This window comes from Xanthomonas sp. SHU 199, assembly GCF_000364665.1.
Classification (GTDB): Bacteria; Pseudomonadota; Gammaproteobacteria; order Xanthomonadales; family Xanthomonadaceae; genus Xanthomonas_A; species Xanthomonas_A sontii.
This window is the reverse complement of sequence record NZ_AQOI01000200.1, coordinates 1-20,783: the sequence shown is the minus strand read 5'-3', so window position 1 is coordinate 20,783 and position 20,783 is coordinate 1. Positions and strand designations below refer to the sequence as shown.

Sequence of the window (20,783 nt, the reverse complement as noted above, 5' to 3'; positions counted from 1 at the left end):
GTGGCGACGCCGTTGTTGGTGGTGGTGATCTGCTTGACCGCCCCATCCGGCCAGTAGCTCCAGGCCTGATTGCCGTTGCCATCCGGGAAGCTCAGCGCCTTGATCCGGTTGCGCACGTCGTAGCTGCGATCGACCCGACGACCGGAGGCGAAGGCGGAGTCCGCGTCGCACGACGTCGTGCTGGGCAGAGACAGGCCCGCCGCACTCCACACCAGGTTGCCGGCAGCGTCATAGCCATTGGCGGTGGCGCCGGTCTCCGGTTCCACCGTCTTGCACAGCTGCTGGTAGGTGTCGTAGACGTAGCTGCGGGTGACCGACACAGTGCCGTTGGCGTCGTGGCGGCGGATGGACAGCGGCTTGCCGAAGATGTCGCGGTTGATCTCGGTGGTGGCGCCTTCCGGATGCTGGATCCAGACCGGCGCGTCGTAGCCCGGGCGGTCGAAGACCTGGTAACCCGACAGGGTCTGGTTGCCTCGCGGGTTGGTCACGCGCATCTGGCTCGCCGACAGGTACTCGGTCTTCGTCGTCAACAACCCCAGCTCGGAATCCTGGGAGACCGCCGTGGTCCGGCCGAGCGCGTCGTACTGCGTCCAGGTACCGGTCGACAGTTGATCGGACGTGCCGGGATACGAGGCGAACAAGGTGTGCCCCTGGTGGTCATAGGTGAACCGGCTGAACCGCTGGGTGGCGCCCACGTTCGCGGCGTCGTATTCCTGGGTCAACACCGGCCGCCACAGGCCATCGAGGTAGGTGACCTTCCTGGCGTTGCCAGTGGACACGGTGTGCCGCCAGTGCCCGGCAGGCAGACCGAATTCGGCGGCGTTCACCTGTTCGAAGGCCAACCCCGTCGATGCCCAGGCGACGGTGTCGCCGCTGGGATAGGCGATGCTGGTCAATCGCCCCATGGCATCGTAGCCGTAGCTGGTGGCATAGCCGTTTTCGTCGGTTGCCGAGCTGATCAGGCCGCGGTCGTCGATGACGGCCGTGTCGCTGGTGCCGTCCGCATAGGTGATGCCCTGCGGCATGCCGCGCTTCCAGCCGCTGAGGCTGGTGGCATTGCCATTTCCGTCGGTGACCTTCGCCACCGTTCCGTCGCCATTGTAGGCAACCGTCTGGATGGTCTTGCCGAACCGCGAGAAACGCGTCGGCAACGCCGTGGCGGCGTCGTAGGCGTTGGCGGACATCTCCTGGCTGCTGCCCGGCGCCGTCTTGGTGACGGACGCGATTTGACCGATCACCCATCGGGTGTAGTCGTCGTAATACGCTGTGGCCTCGGTGCGGGTATTGAACGCGCTGGAGCGGGTCACGCTGGTCGGGCGCGCGAACACATCGAAGCTGTTCACTGCCATCTGGAAGGTGCCGCCATCCTGGGTGATGGTGGTTCGCTTGAGGGGCCTCAGCCCTGCAATGGACACGTCGTCCTCGTTCGATCCATGGCCAGAACCGACGAAGTTCGGAAACGGCTGATTGGCGACCTCATCGCTGGTGATGTAGTCGTTCACGCTAGTGCTGAGGATATTCACGGTATCCCCAGACGAACTGCTGGTGTACGAACCAGCCTCAACACCCAGATCCAGCCCTTCGTTCAAGTTGTACCAGGCACCGAAGGTATACCGCTTGAAGTCGTTTTCAGGGCCGCGCACCTCGGTTTGTATCAACTTCCTGCATGCGGTCGGCGGCAGGTTCGGGCGCTGACAGTTCTCCGCAAATGCCAGCCCGCCTGCGCCGATGCCGTAGGTATACGACCACTGCATCGATGGCAGGCCAGGACCGCTGATCGACTTGCTGACCAGGGTGAAGTTGTCCGAGAAGTTGGGGATGGTCAGATACTGATAGCTGGTACTCGGACCGGCCGCATCCATGAAACTGTTGCACTGCTTGGGGATGTTGTGGCGGAAATGCCGCTTCACCGAGAACGCATAGGTTGCCGTGGCATTGCTCGGCAACGTGACGGCATAGGTAAAGTTGCCGGTCGACATCTCGGGCGCGGGGCAGCGCGGAGGATCTTCATAGAGCGGCAAGGCAGGCGTGGGCGTAATGATCATGTCGCCGCTCTGCACATAGCGCGACTGGGCATTGTCCGGTTGCGTCACCGTCAACGACTTGTCGCCGTACGAATAGGTCCAGTTTCCGATGCTGGATTCGACCGCGGTGATGTTGGCACCGGAGGTTCCGGTCACTCGAATGTAGCGGCCATCGCTGGCATCGATGCGCGACAACTGATCGCCGTTGTAGGTGTAGGTGACCCAATTACCGAAGCGATCCTCGACCCGTGTGGCCAGGAAAAACACCGCCAGACGCGACATCGACGCACTGGCGGAGTAGTTCCCCATCCGCTTGGAGATGGACGGGTGCGTCTTGCTGACCACCCAGTCGAAGTAGTACTTGTCGCCTTCCGGCGACAGCGCCACGAATCCTTCGCCCGGATAGCCGTTCTTGGTACTCGCCAGGCAAGAGAAGCGCCAGAAATCCTTGGTGATCCAGGGATAGCTGGTGCCGTTGTTCGGTGCAGGCAACTGCGTCGACGGGTCCCTGAGCATCTGGCGATCGCCCGAACCCGGAATGTGCAGATTATTGCCAGACCAATAGTCCCGCGCAGGAATGGTGTAGCTCGGTGGCTCTGCGGGCTGACTGCAGCGGCTGTTCGGGCTATTGCCGGACACCTGCCAACCGTTCGCGCCGAACACACCCATCAGGTACGGCACATCGAACGAACCGCCGACACCGAAGCCGTCGAGCTTTCCGCTGCGTCCCGCACCGTCGTCTTCGACGACATGCGTGCGCTGCAGACGAACCGGTAGCTTGCTGTTGCCGGGGATGTCGATGTCCGTCCAGTTGAACACCACACTGCCATTCTTCAGGCTGACCTGCTCGCCGAAGGAATCGACGCTCAAGCGCCCGATCTCCTGTGATTGCTTGATGCGTTCGATGTACTTCTGGTCGAACCGCAATTCGTCCGCACCGGCGGTCGCCGCATATCCGAGAGCCAACAGCGCCAGGCCTGCGCGCAGCCGGAAGAACGTCTGGAACCTATCCATAGAGAAGTCTCAAGAAAGCAGTCGGCAACCGGTGCGAAGGCTGCAGCGCATCTGGCATGCGCGACAGGGACACGGTCGGAATCTGGATGTGAAGCGGACCCCAGGCGCCCGGAAACTGGGCGCCGGCATGGGACGAGAACGCTAGGGCGGCAATCGCGACGGATTGCGCAACTGTGTGACAGGCAAGCCGGTGCCGACGCGACAATCCATGTATCCCCCTGGTTTCAACCTCGTCCCCTGGGGATCACCGCACGCCATGCTGCAGGCAGCATGGCGCGGACGAATGCTGCGCATTTGCCGCAGTCTGGATCCCCGGCGGAACTGTGATAGAACGCACCAGAGGCTGTCAAGGAGATTTTGCGGTTGCGGCATGCGCCGTGCTCGAACGGCGCACTACTTCTCCTTCCGCCAATTCACCGACCCACGGTTTTCCACCGTGCTCGATTCCACCTCGGCATCGAAGCCGCGGCCCAGCAGATATTTCAGCGTCAGGACCGAGCCGCTGCCGATCAGCGACACGCCGTAGCTGACGTAGAGTTTAGGCGAAAGGTATTTGCCGAAGCCCACTACCGAGCCGCCGAGGGTGCGCGACTGGCTGACGCCGGCGTCGTCGAAGCCGAGCCTGGCGCCGAGTTGCGAGGCGAGCAGGCCGCTGCCGGCCGACAGGGCGCTGGCCGCAGCGGTGACCTGGTCGGCCTCGGCGCTGCTGGTGTTGCTGAGGCTGCGGCCCAGCACCAGGTAGGACATCGCCTCCGATTGCGACATCGACGGGTCCGACCACACGTCCGCATGCGGGGCGGTGGCGCGACCGGTGACGTCGATGCCGGCGGTGACGTCGCCGACCTGGCGCTGCGCACGGATGTTGATGCGCGGGTCGGAGACGATGTTGTTGCTCCAGGTGAGCTGGCCGCGGGTGATGGTCAGGTCCTGCCCGTACGCCTTGTACTTGCCGCTGACATCCAGCCCGCCGGTGGCGGTGGTTTCGCGGCCCGGCCGCGAGCGCACCTGCATCGCGCCGGTCAGCGCACCCTTGAGGCCGAAGCCGGCCATCTTGACCTGGTCGCCCAGGGTCACGCGCAGGTCCATCTCCAGTGGCGAGGTCGGCGTGGCCTCGGGGTCGGCCGGGTCCAGCACCACCACGTCCTCGGACAGCGAGGTGCCGCGATCCAGCCGCTCCAGGTCGATGTCGGCCGAGGGCACGGTGACCTGGCCGCTCAGCATCATGGTCTTGTTGGCGATGCCGAACTGCAGGTCGGGGTTGGCCACCGCGCGCAGTTCGGCGGTGTTGGACACCAGCACGTTGGTCCCGCGGATGTTCAACTGTAGCGGCGTGCGGTCGCCGTACCAGGACAGGCCGCCATCGACATTCAGCGTGCCTTCGCCGGACTTCACCGAGGCGACGATGCGCGCCGAGCCGTCCGGCTGCGCGTCGAAGCGGCCCTTGCCCTCGCTCAGGGTCAGGCCCAGCGCCGGCAGTTCGCCGGTGAAGTTGCTCAGCGTGGCGTCGCCGCCCATCGCCGGCTGCGAGCGGGTACCGCGCAGGCTGACGTGGCCTTCGACCAGACCCTTGGGCCGGACCAGATCGGGCGAGAACAGCTCCAGCCAGTACAGCCGCGCCATGTTCATGTAGATCTCGCCGGTCAGCGGCGCGTACGCGTCCCAGCCGGTGTCGACGGTGGCGTCGACGAAGCCGTCGCCCTGGAAGCCGATGCCGAGCTTGGAATGGATGTGCTGGGCGCTGAAGTCGGTGACGAAACTGAACTGGTCGTAGCGCAGCAGCTCGCCGCGGGCGTTGTCGCCCAGGCGCAGGCCGCCTTCGCGCGAGGCCAGGCGCAGCGAACCCTGCCAGGCATTGCCGGCCGGCTTGAAGCTGCCGTCGATGGACAGGTCGCCGCGCAGGTACATCTTGCGGCCGTTGCTGGGCGGCAGCCATGGCTGCACCAGCGCCAACGGCAGGGCGTCGCCGCGCAGGGTCAGGCCCTGCTTCGGCCAGTCGGCGGACACGCACAAGGCGCCGCCGCTGCCCGGGGCCAGGCAGCTCTCGGACAGGCTGAAGGCGCTGCCGGCCACGCTGAAGTTGGCCGCCTGCCGCAGCTGCCACGGTTCGCCCTTGGCCGGTGCGATGCGCAGCGTGTTCAAGGCGCCCTGCCAGCGCGCGCCGTCGCGGCGCACCTGCCCGGCCAGCGCCAATGCGCCCATGTCGTTCTCGGTCTTGGCGTCGAGTTGCAGGTTCTCGACTGCGCCGCGCGCATCCACGCTCAAGGTCTGCAGCAACACGCCGGCATTGATCGCGCTGCCGCGCAGGGCGAGTTCGCCGCCGTTGCCGCGCCAGGGCAGGCGCCCGCGCAGGCTGAGGCTGTCGGCGCTGTAACTGTCCCACTTCAGGCCGCTGCCGGTGAGGTCGGCGGTGAGATCGGGCGCGTCGCGGCGGCCCTTGACCTGCACGCTGCCGCGCAGGCTGCCGGCGCCGCCGGGCAGCAGGTCGGCCAGTTGCAGCGGCTGCAGTTGCGCGTCCACGTCGAGCTGGTCGCCGACCTTGCCCTGCGCCTGCAGGCGGCTGTCGCCCAGGCTCAGTTGCAGCTTGCCCTCGCCCTGGCTGCCCTGCAGGGCGAGCTTGGCGTTGGCGTCGAGCGGGCGGCTGCGCAGGCGTCCGTTCAAGCGCGGAATGTCGAGCGTGGCCTGATAGCCGGCGGCGCTGCCGTCCGGTCGCGCCGGCAACTGCTTGCCCTGCGAGGCGAAGGTGCCCGACAGCTTGCCGTCCCAGCCCGGTGCGAAATAGCCCGGGTCGAACCCGGCCAGCGTGCCTTGCACGTCCCAGTTCAACTCCGGCACCCAGGCCACGTTGCCGCCCAGGTCGAGCGTGCCGCTGGACATGCTCGCGCGCACCTGCTTCAGCTGCGCCTGGCGATCGTCGCCGCGCACGTCCAACTGCAACTTGGCGCTGTCCTTACCACGGGCGACGGTGGCTTCGCCGTAGGTGGCCCACTGTTTCATCGTGCCGGCCACGCCCAGGTTGGCCTCGACCAGCTTGATCGGCACCGCCGGTGCGTCCGGGGTGGACGGATCCGGCGCTGTGGCGAAGCTCATGCCGCTGGCGTTGACCGCAAAGCGCAACTGCGCGTTGTCCGGGTCGCGCAGATCGGCGGTGCCGCGCAGGCGCAGTTGCCCGTCGAAGGCGCGCAGCTGCAGCGGCGCGACGGTGAGCACCTGGTTGTCCAGGCTCAGGTGCGAGGGATCAAGAACAATTTTCTGCCCGTCGCGCGACAGTTCGCCCTGCAGATCGGCGTTACCGCCCTTGCCCTTGGCGCGCAGGTCGAAGGCCAGCGGCACGGACGCCGGCGCATCGTCGGCCGGCGGCACCAGCAGCGACGGATCCAGTGCCTTGCTGCTGGCGGCGAATTCCCACACCGGATCGGTGCGGCCGGTGAACACCAGGGTGGCGCGCAGCGGCGCCGGTGCGTTGCCGGCGATGGCCACTTCCATCTTGTCCAGGTCGCCGCGCGCGACCAGGCCCAGGCGCGCCGGGGTGCGCCCGCGCGCGGCCGGCAGCACCGCGCTGGCGGTGAGGTCGGCCTTGTAGTCCTGGCCCGGCAGGTAATCGCCATTGACGCGGAAATCGCCGCGGTCGCTGTTCACCACCACCTGGGTGGCGCGGAACTCGCCGTTGGCCACTTCCACGCCGCCGCGCAGCGTGCGGATGTCGATCATCGGCTGCTGCGCCTGGGTGATGCGCAGGCCATCGATCGCGATGCGGTCGGCCTGCAGCGCCAGCGGCACTTCGATCTGCGGCAGCGACTGCGGCCAGCGCGGCAGTTCGAACGGTTCGTCGCTCTTGGCCAGGTTGAGCGTGGCGTTGGTTAGCTCCAGCGCGTCCAGTTGCAGCTTGCGTCCGAGCAGCGGGCGGATGTCAGGATCCAGGTAGGCGCGCTCGGCGGTGAAGTGGATCTCGTTGTAGCGGAAGTCCAGGTTGTGCAACGTCAGCGGACCGGCCAGCGGTCCTTCGGCGCGTTCCCAGGTGAGGGTGGAGCCGGCCGGCAGCCGCGCCACCACCTGCGCCAGCAGCACGTCGCGCCCGGCCACGGTCTGCAGCAGCCAGTACAGCGCGATCGCCGCCAGCAGCACCAGGCCGGCAATGGTCAGCGCCGAGCCCCACCAGAAGCGCTTGCGCCGATAGAAGCGCGGGCGCCGCGGCGGCGGTGCGGAGGGCGACGCCGGCTCGATCGGCGCGCTCACAGGTTGGCTCCGATGTTGAGATAGAGCTGGAACTGCGAGTCGGGATCGTTCAAGCCATGGGCGATGTCCACCCGCACCGGGCCGACCGGCGAGCGCCAGCGCAGGCCGAAGCCGACGCCGGTGTGCCAGTCCGGCGTGTCGTCGAAGGCGCTGCCGCTATCGACGAATACCGCGCCGCCCCAGGGCCCGCCCTTGAAGTAGTGCTCGTACTCGGCGCTGCCGGCGAGAATGTGCTTGGCGCCGAGCGCGAAACGGTCCAGCCGCGGCGTGCGCGGGCCGACTTCTCGGAACGCATAGCCGCGGATGCTGTTGTCGCCGCCGGCGAAGAACCGCAGGCTCGGCGGCATCGCCACCAGCGCGTCGGTCCAGGTGCTGCCGGCTTCGCCGCGCAGGATCAGGCGGTCGTTGTCGCCGATGCCGTGGAACCAGTTCACCCGCATGTGCGCCTGCACGAAGCTGGCATCCGAGCCCACACCCTCGGCGCCACCGCGCAGGCTGATGTTGCCGCTGAAGCCCTTGCGCGGGAACACCTTGTCGTCGACGCCGACGTAGTCGGCTTCGATCTGCGGATAGAACAGCGTCGAGGTCTGGTACAGCGCGCCGTCGAAGACCTCGTCGGTGGCGTAGCGCCAGCGCTCGCGCAGCGCGTTGATCGAGGCGATCGCGGTCCAGTGCTCGTTGATCTGGCCACTGCGGCTGCCGGTGAGCTTGACGTTGCGCAGGTCGATGTAGTCGGTCTGCTCGTCGTAGACGCGCAGCGAGGTGGTGTACCAGCCGTCGAGCCAGCGGAATGCCGGGATCCGGTAGCTGGTGATGAAACTCTTGCGCTTCTGCGCGTAGTCCAACTGCGTGCTGAGCTTGTGCCCGCGCGCGTTGACGTAGCGGCGGTCCACGCCCAGGCGCACGCCGGCGCCGCTCTCGCTGCCGTAGCTGAGGCCGGCGGTGTAGATGCTGCGCTTGGCGCGGGTGAGGTTGACGTCCACCGGCACGTCGCCGTTGGCGTCGGCTTCTTCCGGCTTGGGCTGGATGTCGATCACGCTGAAGTAGTCGAGCTTGACCAGCGACTCGCGCAGGCGGTCGAGCTTGCCCTCGTGGTAGTAGCTGCCTTCCTTCCAGTACACCAGCGGATCGAACAGCTTCTGGTTGAAGTAGTCCTGGTGGAAGCGGATCGGACCCATGTTGTAGCGGCGGCCGCTATCCCAGCTCAGGTCGATGTCGGCGGCGTGATCGGCGCGGGTCACCTCGACCTTGCGCTGGGTGAAGTCGGCATCGAAGTAGCCGCGCTCGGCCAGTCGCCGGGTGATGGTGACCTTGCTGGTCTCGTAGACGCTGCTGACGAAGATGTCGCCCTTGCGCGGCCGGAAGTTCTTCAGGTCCTCGCCCAGGTAGCGATCGTCCTCTGCCGGGCCGGTGATGCCCACCTGGAAATTGCGCACCCGCACCGGCTCGCCCTTGTCCACGTGCACCACCACGGTCAGCTTGTCGTCCTGGCGCGGCGCGTCGACGGTGATCTTGGGAGTGAAGTAGCCGAACGGCTCCAGCGCCTGCCGGGTCTGCCGTTCGGCCTGGCTCAGCAGGTACTCCAGGCGCGACTCGCCCTGGTCCTTGCCGATGGCGTCGTACAGCGACAGCGAGACCTGGATGTTCTCGATCATCGCCGCGTCCTCGTCCTTGTTCAGGCCCTGGATCTGCACCTTTTCGATGACGCCACGGGCCTCGGCGAGGCCGGCCAGGGAGAGCAGGGACAGGAAGGTGGCGAGACGGGGGATGGGTCGCATGGGCGTCAGAATACCGGCACCCCATGTGAAGCTGTTAACTAGACGTTTGTTACATGTGACCGGGATGTCGGGTGCACGGCATTTGCGCAGGAGCATCCGTGCTTTCCGGACGCACGGCATTCGGAGCGTCTACGCCGGGAACCGCGCTGCGCCTGCGCCCTTGCCAAGCCACGGCGACGGCGCCACGCTGGCGCCTCGACCCGCAGGAATGCCGCATGTCCACCGTGATCGCCACCGCGCGCCTCGTACTGCGCCGACTGGACCCCGAAAGCGACGCCGCGCCGATGCTGGCCCTGCTCAACGACCCCGGCTTCCTGGCGCACATCGGCGACCGCGGCGTGCGCGACGAAACGCAGGCCAGCCGCTACCTTGCCGATGGCTCGGTGCGCAGCTACGCCGAGCACGGCTTCGGCCTGTATGCGGTGGAGCGTCGCGACGACGGCGCCTGGCTTGGTGTGGCGGGTCTAGTGCTGCGACCGACCCTGCCCGCCCCTGATCTGGGCTATGCCCTGCTGCAACCCTATGCGGGCCAGGGCTACGCCAGCGAGGCGGCGCGCGCGGTGTTGGATTACGCGCGCACCGTGCTCGCGCTGCCGCGCGTCTACGCCATCGTGGCTCCGGGCAATGCGCGCTCGCTGCGGCTGCTCGCCGCGCTGGGCTTCGTCGCCCAGGGGCGGGTACGCCTGAGTCCGGAGGCGGCCGAGGTCGAACTGTATCATTGCGAGTTGGATGCACCCGAGGAGCACGCCTGAGCATGGACACCTTGCACACACTGCGGCTGTTCGCCAACTACAGCCAATGGATGAACCAGCGTCTCTACGCCGCGGCCGCAACCCTGCCGGACGCCGCGATCACCGAGCCGCGCGGCGCCTTCTTCGGGTCGCTGCTGGGCACGCTCAACCATTTGGTGGTGGCCGATACGATCTGGCTGCAGCGCTTCGCCCAGCATCCGGCACGGCACCCGGCGCTGCAGGCCATCGCCGCCACGCCGGTCCCCACCGCCCTGGATGCGCCGCAGGCCGACTGCCTGGCGGACCTGCGGACGCAACGCGAGTCCCTGGATGCGACGATCGCCGAGTGGATGTCGCAACTGCATGCCGATGACCTCGACGTGGCGCTGCGCTATCGCAACACCCGTGGCGAATCGCACGGCCGGCGCTTCGGCGACCTGCTGCTGCACTTCTTCAACCACCAGACTCACCACCGCGGGCAGGCGACCACCCTGCTCAGCCAGGCGGGTGCCGATGTCGGTGTCACCGACATGCTGGCGGTGATTCCGCAGGTGGAGATGGGGTGATCCTGCGATCGCGGGGCGCTGCGCTTGGTGCGTGCCTTGATGTTTAGGGCACCTGTAGTAACGCGACTTGCCGCGGTTTTGCGGTGTGTCTGCCGCCGCTCCTACAAGTGAGCGTTCTTTGGTTAACCAGAGGCTTCGTTTAGAAGCCCATCCACGCAGCGTCACTCGTGCGCGAGCTGCGCCTGCAACTGCGCCACGATCTCGCGCAGCTCCGCCACCTCGGCCTCCAGCGCCTGCACCCGCCCTTCCAACTCATCGTTGCCCGAGGCGGTCGGCCGCGCCTTGAACGTGGCGGCCAGTGCCTCCGCGTCCACCGGACCGGCAAGCAAGTGCATGTAACGGTCCTCGCGCTGCCCGCTGGCACGCGGCAACTGCACCGCCAACTGCCGCTGCGCCAGCCGTTCCAACTGATGGCGGACGTCATCCGCATCGGCGAAGCGCGCCATGCGCTCGGCACGCGTCAGCAACTCGTTGGCGGTCTGCGGACCGCGCAACAGCAGCAGGCCGAGCAGGGCCACCTGTTGCTGGGTCAGATCCAGCGCCGACGCCAAACGATGCTCGTAGCGCTCGGCGCGCGAAGAGAACTGCTGCCGCACCAACCCGCGCCCCTCCAGTTGCCGCAGCGCATGCTGCACATCGCCCGGGCTCAACGCCATCACCGGCTCGCGCGAGGTCTTCTGATTGGCCGCCACCACCGTCGCATTGACCGTGAGCGGATACGCATCCGGCGTGGTTGCCTCTTTTTCGATCAGGCAGCCTAGGGCGCGGGCTTCGGTGGTGGAAAGGACGGGAACGGCGGAGGTGTCGGTCATCGTGTGGGCTTTTTGCTGGTCAGGGGCGAAGCATACTGCGGCCCACGAGCAGGGCGACGCCTTAGTAGCCAGAGTCAGCAGACCTCGCCCGCTGCGATGCCCAACGCAGCGGTGGTCAGTTGATTGCCGGCACTGAGCGCCTGATGCTCCAGGTTCCTGGGCGGTGGACCACCTTGGTCTTGCACTAGCGGCCTGGTTGGTGACGGTGCGGCTATTGCCAGCGCCGAGGTCACGTAGATGTCGTAGTCGACCGCGGCGACGTCGTGGTCGCCTGTAAAAGCTGCGTTGCCGCTAGCGGGATCGCCGAGCCAAGAAATGTAGGTCGTTTTTGGTCACTGAGCCACGTTGAGAAGTCACATTTGAAAATTCATATTTTGGGATGGCAGATAAAAGTCTAACCCACCGTCAGCATCGCTCGCAGCGACACCAATCAAGAAAATAAATATCTTATGCTTCGCGCCGTTTGAAAGCGCATCAGCACGCCATTCCATCGATGATAATTATTCCACCTTCGTCTCTCACGGCATATATCTTCTCATATTGAAAAGAAAGGACAAATCTGCAATTGCATTCTTTCATTAAAGAAGCCATATAGCCCTTTATTTCTTCCCAACTATGCTCAAGATCATCATTGGAGCAATGAAAAACCGCACTCACCCCCACTTTCCATGAACCATTAAATCCTTCAGCCATCACATCAGAACCACCAACACTGGTCGAAAAAACAAAATAAGTTTTAGATTCCTCAAAATTCCCAAAAATTTTCCCGTTGTCAATATCGTAGCTCGCACGAATGCCGTTTAAGGCACGCAAAACACAGTCCTGGCTTGCCTTTTCTTCAATTTCCAAATTCATCATTGTTGTCATTTTCTTCCCTCAATTACAAGCGTTCCTTTACCCTTAATGATAAATATCCTCTTTAATCCCTCTACAGGATTGCCAATGGAGAAGCCGCTGGACTTGCTCGACTGGTTGGCCGCCAGGGTCAGTCCCTGCAGATGGCCACGCCAGAGGCGCAGATGGTCTGTTGATCGCCGGCCTGATTAGCCGATTGCCATTCTTGACGCCGACCGCCGAAGCGACCTGGGGGTGCTGTCCGGGCTGCTGTCGCTGCTGCTGCGCGACTTGCCGTAGCCGACGCTGGCCACGTCGCCCGAGAAGCTGGCGCTGAAGCCGGACTTCTTCTGGGCGCTGCTGTGCACCTCGCTGCTCTGATCCTGCGAAGAGATGAGAGAGATATCGTTGTCAGCACTAGACGCGGACCCTGTTGCGCCAGCACGAAAACCGTCAATGATTTATTGATACAACCTAGCTAGCATTTTATTGCAAAACTCCACAACTGTGACCTTAAACCTCCTATAGCCCAATTCTTTTTAACAACTTCAACGCGACGTGCCTATTATGTTGATTGAACCATCCATGATCCAATTTTTTTTTTAATGCCACACATATATCTTCATCCAATCCCACATTTCCACTTTCCAACCATCGTAATGCCAGCGCATCCCAATAGACCGAATCAAAATCCAAAGCGCTCAGCACCACATATTTATATTTAAAATATTTTCCAAGAGCATCACTAACTTCAGAAAAATCATGTTCAAGTATTTTTACAACCGCCTTATAATCGGAAACCATTTCCAAGTCAAATTTTTTCCCCGATATTATTGCAGTCCACAATCCATCCTTGAAAAAAAAATCAATGTCTTTAACCTTCATTCCTCATGCCCTTCATTGTGCTTTACCTTAACCCCATAATTATCCATGTCTTTAACAAATGCCTTTCGCACGTCATCATTCCAATTCTGATGGAAGTGGCCACTACTCTCATTTGTCAGTATTTCTCCAGTCACATTATCTCGCCTGAATATTCCCCCCACAACATCATCCGGGGAAGCGCCGATAGTTTTTGCGAGCTGCTCATGAAAAGATCCCTGAAGATTGACGCTTGGCTTCCCCACAGCAAACATTGAGGTCGTTGGGTCATATACAAACTCGATGCTTGTCGTGCGTGTCGATGGAAAATAATTATTGATTGCTTTTGAAGAAATGGATCCAGGCTCCAAGCCTAAAACACCCGATGTGGGGCCAGAGCCATGCCATCTACTAGATTTATTAGCATTTGTTAGGGAGGAAATCCCATAACCTTCCGGCCCTGGGAAGGAGGCAGAATAGTTAAATGTCTCCGTAACATCAACAAAGTTGGATCTTGGCTTCTCAGCTAAGACGTTAATTGTATCAAGAGTCGGAATACCACCCTTAGCCGCGCCGATAGAGGAATCGTATACAGATGAACCTTTCCCTGATCGTGTGCTGGGTGGCCCCAAAACCTCAACAGCGCCCGCTACATCGAACATGCTTGCGCCAAATTGATTTGCCGCAGCGACTTGCTCCGGGCTACCGCCAAAGAGAGCTGTCAATCTCGCTGGAGAGCCAAAGATACCCAAGACTGCTGTATCTAGACGATTCCTGTCTTCAAGCGAACCCCCGCCGATCAGCGCTTTAACTTGCTGCCCATTCCAATCCCTCTCCGTCAGCAGCTGATAGTCAAGGCTGTAAGACGATCCAACGCCGATTGTGCTTTTTGAGGCAGCTTGCGCTACGCCTGCCGCAAGTATCGCGTCATATTCCTGGGTGCCCGGCTTAAGACTCAGCAGCGCTGCTTGCTGCTCCGGCGTCAGGTAGTCGAAGTACCGATCCTTCATCTTACGGCTTTGCGCAAGACTGACGTCATCCCACTTCCGCTCTACATTCTCTCGGCATTCTTCCGTCGTGCACTTGCTGAGCTCACGCGCCTTTTCATCGCGTTGCGGATGACTGAGATAGTTGTTCACCACTTCATTGCTGGCCGTCGCAACACCCGCAGTGCCGCCCGCCACCGCACCCGCAGCAGTCGATGCCAAGGCGGTCAACGTGTCCGCCAACGGTCCGGTGACGCCTGCATCCCGCAGCGCGGTTGCCACGGCGGGCGCGGCGAGCGTGCCTGCAGCGGCGCCCGTCGCACCGTCCAGCCCACCGGTGAGCCCCCCGACCACGGTATGCGCCAGCACGCGCAGGCTGCCATTGTCGCCCCACTGGCTTTCCAGCTGGTCGGCCTGAGCGGTGAGCCGCGCCTTCTGGTCCGGATCGACCGTGCCGTCAGCTTCTAGGCGCAACGTTGCCGCTTCCTTCATCTTCTTTTCGGCGTACTCGCCGATCACATGCGTGGCCTGCTGCCCAAACGTCGCCGTGATCTGCGCCTGCGCCGCCACCTGCTCCTGCAGCTTCTGCCCATCCCATTGCTTGGTCAGACCATTGGCGTCATCGCCGGTGACGACATCCCGCTCCAGGCCCGCCAGCGCGTCCGCTACGCTCTTGCCGGTCTTGGCTTGCTGCCCCGCTTCGTTGGTGATGACCAGCGCCCCGCCACTGATGCCGCTGTGCGTGGTGGATTGCGAGTTCCCACTCTCATGGCCATAGCCGGCCGCACTGCCGTTGGCGCCGGTGTTGTAGTTCTGCCAGGACCACTTGCTGCCATTGTTGGTGGTGGAAGGTGTCTGGCCCTCACTGCCCTTGGCCTTATCGTCGTCGGTGCCGACGCTGTAGCCGCCCGACAGGCTGATGCCCTTGGCGTCATAGCTGCTGGTGTTGGCGATGTCGCTGTACGTCAGCGTGCCGGTGCTCAGGCGGTTCTTGCCTTGGTCGATCGCCTCCTGGCTGCTGGCGATCACCGCGCCCTTCAGGTCGGTGTTGCCGCCCACGGTGATGTCGAACCCGCCCTTGCCGGCCTGGATGCCGCTCTGCTCGGTGACGCTGGCGTAGTCGCCATTGACCTTGTTGCTGCTGTAGCTGGCGCTGGCACTGAACCCGATGCCGAACGTGACGTTGCCACCGATCGACTTGTCCTTGCTGGCGTAGCTGCTGGTGTCCTGCAGGCTCTCGATGTTGAGGTTGCCGCCGACGTCGGCGATCACCTTGTCCGCGGAGACCTGCGCGCCCTTGAGCGTGGTGTCGTTGCCGCTGATGATCGTGGCGTTGTCACCCGCAGCCACATGGCTGTTGGTGTAGCTGACATCCTCGCCATTGGCCTTGCCACGCGCTCCGCTGGCGCTCAACGTCACGCCCGCTGCGAGCCCATCAGCGCCATAGGTGATCGCAACGCCGACGGCGGCGCTGCTGCTCTTGCTGGTGCTGTGTTGTTCGGCCGTGTTCTTCGCCGCCTCGATGGTGACATCGTGATCGGCGGCCAGCAGCAGGTCGTGACCAGCGGTGACGTCGCTGCCGCGTACCAGCAGGTTGCTCGCATCGCCGCCGCCAGCAGCGATCAGATTGACGTCGCCGCCGGCCTGTAGCTTGGAACCCTTGGCCTGGTCGGCCGACTGGGTACTCTTGCTCTCGCTCTTGCTGCCCCCCACCGTCACGGCGACGCTGATGTTCGCGCCTTGCGCCGCGCTTGCGGCGCTGCCGCTGGCCAGTGCGCTTCCGGTCTGACTCAGCGAGCTGGCGGCGCCATAGGCGCTGTAGGCCGCGGATCCCGCCGCCAGCGCCTGCATGCGCGCATCGCCACTGACTTTGGAGCCTGCCTTGGCCGTGTCGTAAGCGGACTGGGCCAGGTTCAGTGCTGCGGAACTGAGCGTGATCGACAGGCCGCCTTGGCTGAACTTGCTGCGCTGCTCGGCATCGGTGGTGTCGTGGACCTCGGTGATGGCGATGTCCTTTGCCTTCACCGTGATGTCGCCGGCATTGGCCAGCACGTCGCTGCCAGTCTGCGCGTAACGATTGCCCGCGACCAGCGTGACGTCGCCCGCCACGCTGCCGACCGTGCTGCCCACATGCGTGACATCGGCGGTGTCGGCATTGTTCTGGATCTTCTGCGTGCCGAAGGTCACGCCGATCCCGCCGCTGCCGAACATGCCGGACTTCTTCGTCTTCTTCTCGTGCTCCTCGCTATGCGTGTTCTGCGCCGTCTCCAGCGTCAGATCGTTGCCGGCGGCCACCACCACGTTGCCGGTGCCCGCAACCTGCGCGCCCTGCGAGAGCAAGTCGTGGCCGGCGGCGATCTGCACGGTGTCGCCGCTGAGCGTGGTCGCCACGGCGGTGCTGTCGTGCCACTCGTCGTGCGTGGTGGTGGTCTTGCTGGACAGGAAGCCCTTTTTCTTCTTCTGCATGTCCTGCACGGCGTCGTGCTGCTCCTGCTCGGTGAGCAGGTTGACGTCGTTGCCGGCGGACACCGCCAGCGCGCCCTTGTCGGTGAACGCCTTGGCGGCGGTCAGGTTCACGTCGTGGCCGGACTGCAGGGCGATGTCGCCGCCGGCGGTGAACTCGCTGCCGTGGACGGTCTCGTCGCGGGTGCTGGTGGTCTGCTTGAAGCGCTTGCGCGTCTCCAGGGTGCTGCTGCTGTCGACCGTGGTCAGGGTAGTGCTGTTGAGGTCGTTGCCGGCGACCACGGCCAGGCCGTTGCCGGCGTCGAGCTTGGCGGCGGTCAGGTTGACGTCGTGGCCGGCGCTGAGCACTAGGTTGCCGCCAGCGGTGAGTGCCTGCTGGTCGATGTCCTGGGTGGTCGTGGTGGTGGTGACCTTGGTCTTGCCCTGACGGCTCTGGTCGGTGACGGTGCGGCTGTCGCCCAGCACCGAGGTCACGTTGAGATCGTGCCCGGCCGCGGCGATCAGGTTGCCATCGGCCTTCACTTGGGCCTGGCGGATGGTGAGGTCGTTGCCGGCGGCCAGTTGCAGGCTGCCGCCGGTGGCGATGCTGGTGCGCACCGTGGCCTTGCCGTTGGCGTCGGTGACCGGGGTCAGCGACAGGTCGTGGCCGGCCTGCAGGGCTGCGTCGCCGCCGGCGGCGATCGCTACGCCGTGCAGTTGCAGGTCGTTGCCGGCCTGCAGGGACAGGTTGTTGCCGACGGTCAGGCTGGTGCCATCGCCGCCGCGGGTCAGGCCGGACTCGTTGCGCAGGGCGGTCGGCTGCAGCGTGAGGTTGTTGCCCGCCAGCAGTGCGGCGCTGTTGCCGGCCTGCACGGTGGTACCGGTGAGGCTGAGGTCGCGGCCGGCCTGCAGCAGCAGGTTGTTGCCGGCAGTGATGCCCGAACGCAGGTCGCCGCCGGCGAGGGCGTCGCGGGTGGTGCTGGTCAGGTCACGGCCAGCGCTGAGCCACACGTCGCGGCCGGCGATCTGGCCGCCGAGGTTGAGCAGGTCCTGATTGGCCTGCAACGCCACCGTGCCGCTGGACACGATGCGGCCCTGGTTGAGCAGGTTGCCGACGTTGGCGCTGACATTGGCGCCGCCGATGGTGCCGGTGTTGCTCAAGCCAGCCGTGGCGTTGAGCGAGACGTCGCCGTTGTCGCTGGCCAGCAGCGCGCCGTCGCTGCGCAGGGTCAGCGCGGTCTTCGACGACAGGTACACCACCGGCACCAGCACCTTCTGGCCCTGGTACTCCTGTTCCACCATCCACACGATGTCGTGGGTCAGCGCGGCGACCTGGTCGGCGGTCAGCGCCACGCCCACGCTCAGGTGCAGCGTGCCGGCCTCGGCGACGCCGCCATCGAGCAATGCGCGGTACTGGGCCACGCCGTCGGCGTAGTTGCCCAGGTAGCGGCGGCCGGTGAGCTGGGTGATCTGGTCCAGCACCAGGCGCTGTTCGTAGAAGCCATCGCCCAGGCGGGTCTGGGTCCACTGCGGATCGACGCCGAGCTTGTCCAGCAGGTAATCGCTGCTGATGAAATTGTTGTAGTCGACGAAACGCGGATCGGTCTCGATCAGGTAGCGGCGGCCGGGGGCGCTGTTGCTGGCCTTGACCCCGCCCAGGCCGTTGGCGGCACGACCCAGCGTGTTGACGCTGGCGCCGTTGCTGCCGACCAGGCGGTACAGCCCGCCCATCGGCAGCACGATGTTGCCCAGCGGCGCGCCGACCCCGCCAACCACCTGCGGCACCTGGCCGGTACCTGGGTCGATCTGCTGGTACTGGCCGGGCACGCTGCCGGCGGTCAGCACCGCCTGCGCCGTGCCGGCCTGGACCTGGCTGCGGCCGCCGCTGCCGGCGCCGCCGAGTTGGGCCTGCACGCCGCTAGCCTGGACCTGGGACGCAGTGGCGCTGCTGCCACCGACCAGGGTGGCCTGGCCGTCGTCGATGCGGATGGCACCCAGGCTGGCGGTGGCGATATGGTTGCCCACGTTGGCCTTGGTCGGCGTCGCAGCGGTCTGCGCCTGCACGGCGATACCGCCGGCGCCGTCGGCGCTCATCGTGCCGTACCGGTTCAGGGCCCCGCCCTGGGTGGCGTTGAAGGAGGCGCCGCCGATGCTGCGGCCGTCGCTGCCGACCGCGCCGTTGCTGATGGTGGCGCCGCTGATGGACACACCCTGTCCGCCGGTCATGTTGGCGGCGAGGGCGATGTAGCTGGAGTCGACCGTTGTGGTCGACAACACGTTGTTTTCGCGGTTGTAGCCGCAGATCGGACTCTTGCGTGCGTTGGGTCCGGAGACTTGCGTCATCGCACAGTCGTCGATGTACGCGATGACCTTGTGCTCGACATCGCGCTGTACCACTTGCTGCTTCAACGCCAGCGCCTGGTTCGCCACAGACTCGCTGCCAGTGACCATGCCGTCGTACAGGCCAGCGACACCGCGTTGATTGACCATCAGCGCACCAGCGGCGGCAATCGTCGAGGCGTTGTTGGTCACACTGCCGGAAAGGGCGATGTTGCCGCCCGCCGCGATGCGCCCTTCGGCGCTGGCCGCGATCAACCGCTCGCGTTGTTCGACCGAGTACTCTCGGTAGACGCCGGGGCTTGGCCCTTGGTAAGGGACGCGAATGTAGTAGGGCTGGTTGGGATAGATGATCCCTCTGCCTTCGATCAGTTCGCTCGGCATCGCCGCATTGGCCGCTGCCTTGTCCGCATCCGATAGCGGGCCGGTCTGCGTACTCAGCACCCGCCGCCGATTGTTGATCTGATTGGCCGCGATCAGGATGCTGCCATCGGCCTCGATGCTGCCGGAGACGTTGTCCAGCGTGCCGGTGCGCGCGGTGAGGGTACCGTTGCCGTCGCGCGCGGCGCCGATGGCGATGTTGCCGAGGCTGAAGATCTTCGCGTCGCGGTTGACCAGTTGGTCGCGCACCAGCAGGGTCATGCCGCTGGTGGCGCCGATCAGCGCGCTGCCGTAGGCGGCGTTGTCGGTGGCGCCGCCCAGGTCGGCGCCGTTGACCAGGGTGCCGGTGTCCACCAGCACGTTGCCGCCGACCAGGCTGCCGGTGTTGGACACCGACCCCGCGGTGACCTGCAGGTTGCCGCTGGCGGAGAGGTCGCCGGCGTTGCTGACGCTGCCGCCGGTGTTCAACTGCACGTTGCCCGAGCGCATGCTGGCGCCGGCCACGTTGCTGATGCTGCTGGCATTGATGCCGAGGCTGCGCCCGGCCTGCAGCGCCGAGGCATTGACGAAGTTGCCGCCCACCGCCAGGCGGAAGTCGCCGTTGCTGGTGATGTCGGCACCGGCGCGATGGGTGTAATCGCTGCGGATGGTCAGGTCGAGCAGGTTCTGGCCGAGGATGCTGCCGCCGCCATCGAAGCCGACGGTGTCGATCACCACGTCGCCCGCGCCGCCGGCGCTGCTGCCGGCGCCGATCTGTCCGCCGCTATTGCTCAGGCTCTGCAGATTCAGGCGCACCGCCTGTTCGGCCTTGATCCTGCCGTTGCGGTTGTCGAGCGTGGCGCCGCTCCGCTGCAACAGCATGCTGGCGCCGGCGTAGACGCTGCCGCCCTGGTTGTCGAGCGCATTGGTGTTGGCGACCAGGTCGCCGCCGGCCACCAGTTGCCCGCTGCCATTGGCGATGCTGGCGGCGTCGAGCACGACGCTGCCGCGTCCGCCCAGGCTGCCACCGACGTTGCGCAACTCGCCGCCGGTGGTGAGCCGGGTCAGGCCGCCGCCGTTGTTGACGATGCTGCCCTGGCTGTTGTCGATGCGGCCGCCGGACAGGGTCATGGCGTTGCCGCTGTCGAGCTGGCCGCCGCTGTTGAGCAGCGCGCCGGTGACGGCGACGCTGAGGTCGCGGGCGGCGCCGATGCGGCCGCTCTGGTGATTGTCGAGCTGGCCGCGCGCGGTCAACGCCAGGTCGCGCCCGGCCTGCAAGGTACCGCCACTGTTGCTCGCGTTCTCCGCGTTCAGCGTCAGATCGGTGCTGGCGCCGATCACGCCCGCGTCGTTGTTCAACGTATGCGCCAGATCCACGCGCAGGTCGCCACCCGCGCCACCGCTGCTCAGCGCCTGCATGGTGCCGCCGCGGTTTTCGAGGCTGTCGGCGCGCAGCACCAGGCTGCCGCCGGTGGCTTGCACCACGCCGAGGCGGTTGTCGAGCGCGCCGCTGCCCAGTTGCACATTCAAGCCGCGCCCGGACACGCTGCCGCCGATATTGCCCAGGCCGGCCGCGGTGACGCTGGCATCGCCGGCCGCGGCGATGGCGCCGCCCTGGTTGTCGAGCGTGTTGCCGGTGCTGAGCTGCAGCTGGCCCTGGGTGAGGATGCGACCGCCGGCATTGCCGAGGGCGCCTGTGCTGCCGACCGTCAGCGTGCCGCTACCGGCGTGTTCGATGCGCCCTTGCGCGTTGTTGATCGACGCCGCGCCCAGCTGCAGGTCGCCGCCGTTGCTGACCAGGCGGC

8 protein-coding genes and 2 pseudogenes are annotated in these 20,783 nt (G+C 65.1%); 2 read left to right on the top strand and 8 right to left on the bottom strand.

Features of this window, described 5'->3' with window-relative positions; translation table 11 throughout:
- From D183_RS27965 to D183_RS0108270, 3 genes and pseudogenes are all read right to left on the bottom strand, one after another.
- Positions 1–3,038, bottom strand: a pseudogene (locus D183_RS27965) (RHS repeat protein); the annotation flags it as partial.
- A gap of 393 nt (positions 3,039–3,431) precedes the next feature.
- Positions 3,432–7,271: a translocation/assembly module TamB domain-containing protein gene (locus tag D183_RS0108275; RefSeq protein WP_017908593.1), complete on the bottom strand. Its 3,840-nt coding sequence runs from the start codon at positions 7,269–7,271 to the stop codon at positions 3,432–3,434.
- On the bottom strand, positions 7,268–9,049 hold the full coding sequence (locus D183_RS0108270; protein WP_017908592.1) for an autotransporter assembly complex protein TamA: 1,782 nt from the start codon (positions 9,047–9,049) through the stop codon (positions 7,268–7,270). The genes D183_RS0108275 and D183_RS0108270 overlap by 4 nt, the downstream gene beginning before the upstream one ends.
- 215 nt (positions 9,050–9,264) lie before the next feature.
- Between D183_RS0108270 and D183_RS0108265 the strand changes: the two genes are divergently transcribed.
- Together D183_RS0108265 and D183_RS0108260 are read left to right on the top strand one after the other, a co-directional pair.
- Positions 9,265–9,801 carry a GNAT family N-acetyltransferase gene (locus D183_RS0108265; protein ID WP_017908591.1) on the top strand — a complete coding sequence of 179 codons (537 nt, stop codon included), beginning with the start codon at positions 9,265–9,267 and terminating at the stop codon, positions 9,799–9,801.
- A 2-nt stretch (positions 9,802–9,803) separates the two neighbouring features.
- On the top strand, positions 9,804–10,346 hold the full coding sequence (locus D183_RS0108260; protein ID WP_017908590.1) for a DinB family protein: 543 nt from the start codon (positions 9,804–9,806) through the stop codon (positions 10,344–10,346).
- Between the two features lie 161 nt (positions 10,347–10,507).
- Here D183_RS0108260 and D183_RS0108255 read toward each other — a convergent pair whose 3' ends face one another.
- The 5 genes and pseudogenes from D183_RS0108255 to D183_RS24290 form a co-directional block, all read right to left on the bottom strand.
- Positions 10,508–11,158, bottom strand: a complete 651-nt coding sequence (locus D183_RS0108255; RefSeq protein ID WP_017908589.1) for a YceH family protein — start codon at positions 11,156–11,158, stop codon at positions 10,508–10,510.
- A 474-nt stretch (positions 11,159–11,632) separates the two neighbouring features.
- Positions 11,633–12,013, bottom strand: coding sequence for a hypothetical protein (locus tag D183_RS27420; RefSeq protein ID WP_157835195.1), 381 nt, complete (start codon positions 12,011–12,013; stop codon positions 11,633–11,635).
- A 188-nt stretch (positions 12,014–12,201) separates the two neighbouring features.
- Entirely contained in the window at positions 12,202–12,360 is a 159-nt protein-coding gene (locus D183_RS27415) for a hypothetical protein (RefSeq protein ID WP_017908588.1), read from the bottom strand.
- 154 nt (positions 12,361–12,514) lie between these two features.
- A complete protein-coding gene (locus D183_RS27410; protein WP_157835194.1) occupies positions 12,515–12,877 on the bottom strand; it encodes a hypothetical protein in 363 nt (120 codons plus the stop codon).
- A pseudogene (locus D183_RS24290) lies at positions 12,874–20,778 on the bottom strand (hemagglutinin repeat-containing protein); the annotation flags it as partial. The gene D183_RS27410 and the pseudogene D183_RS24290, both read right to left, overlap by 4 nt.
- Between the last annotated feature and the right edge of the window lie 5 nt (positions 20,779–20,783).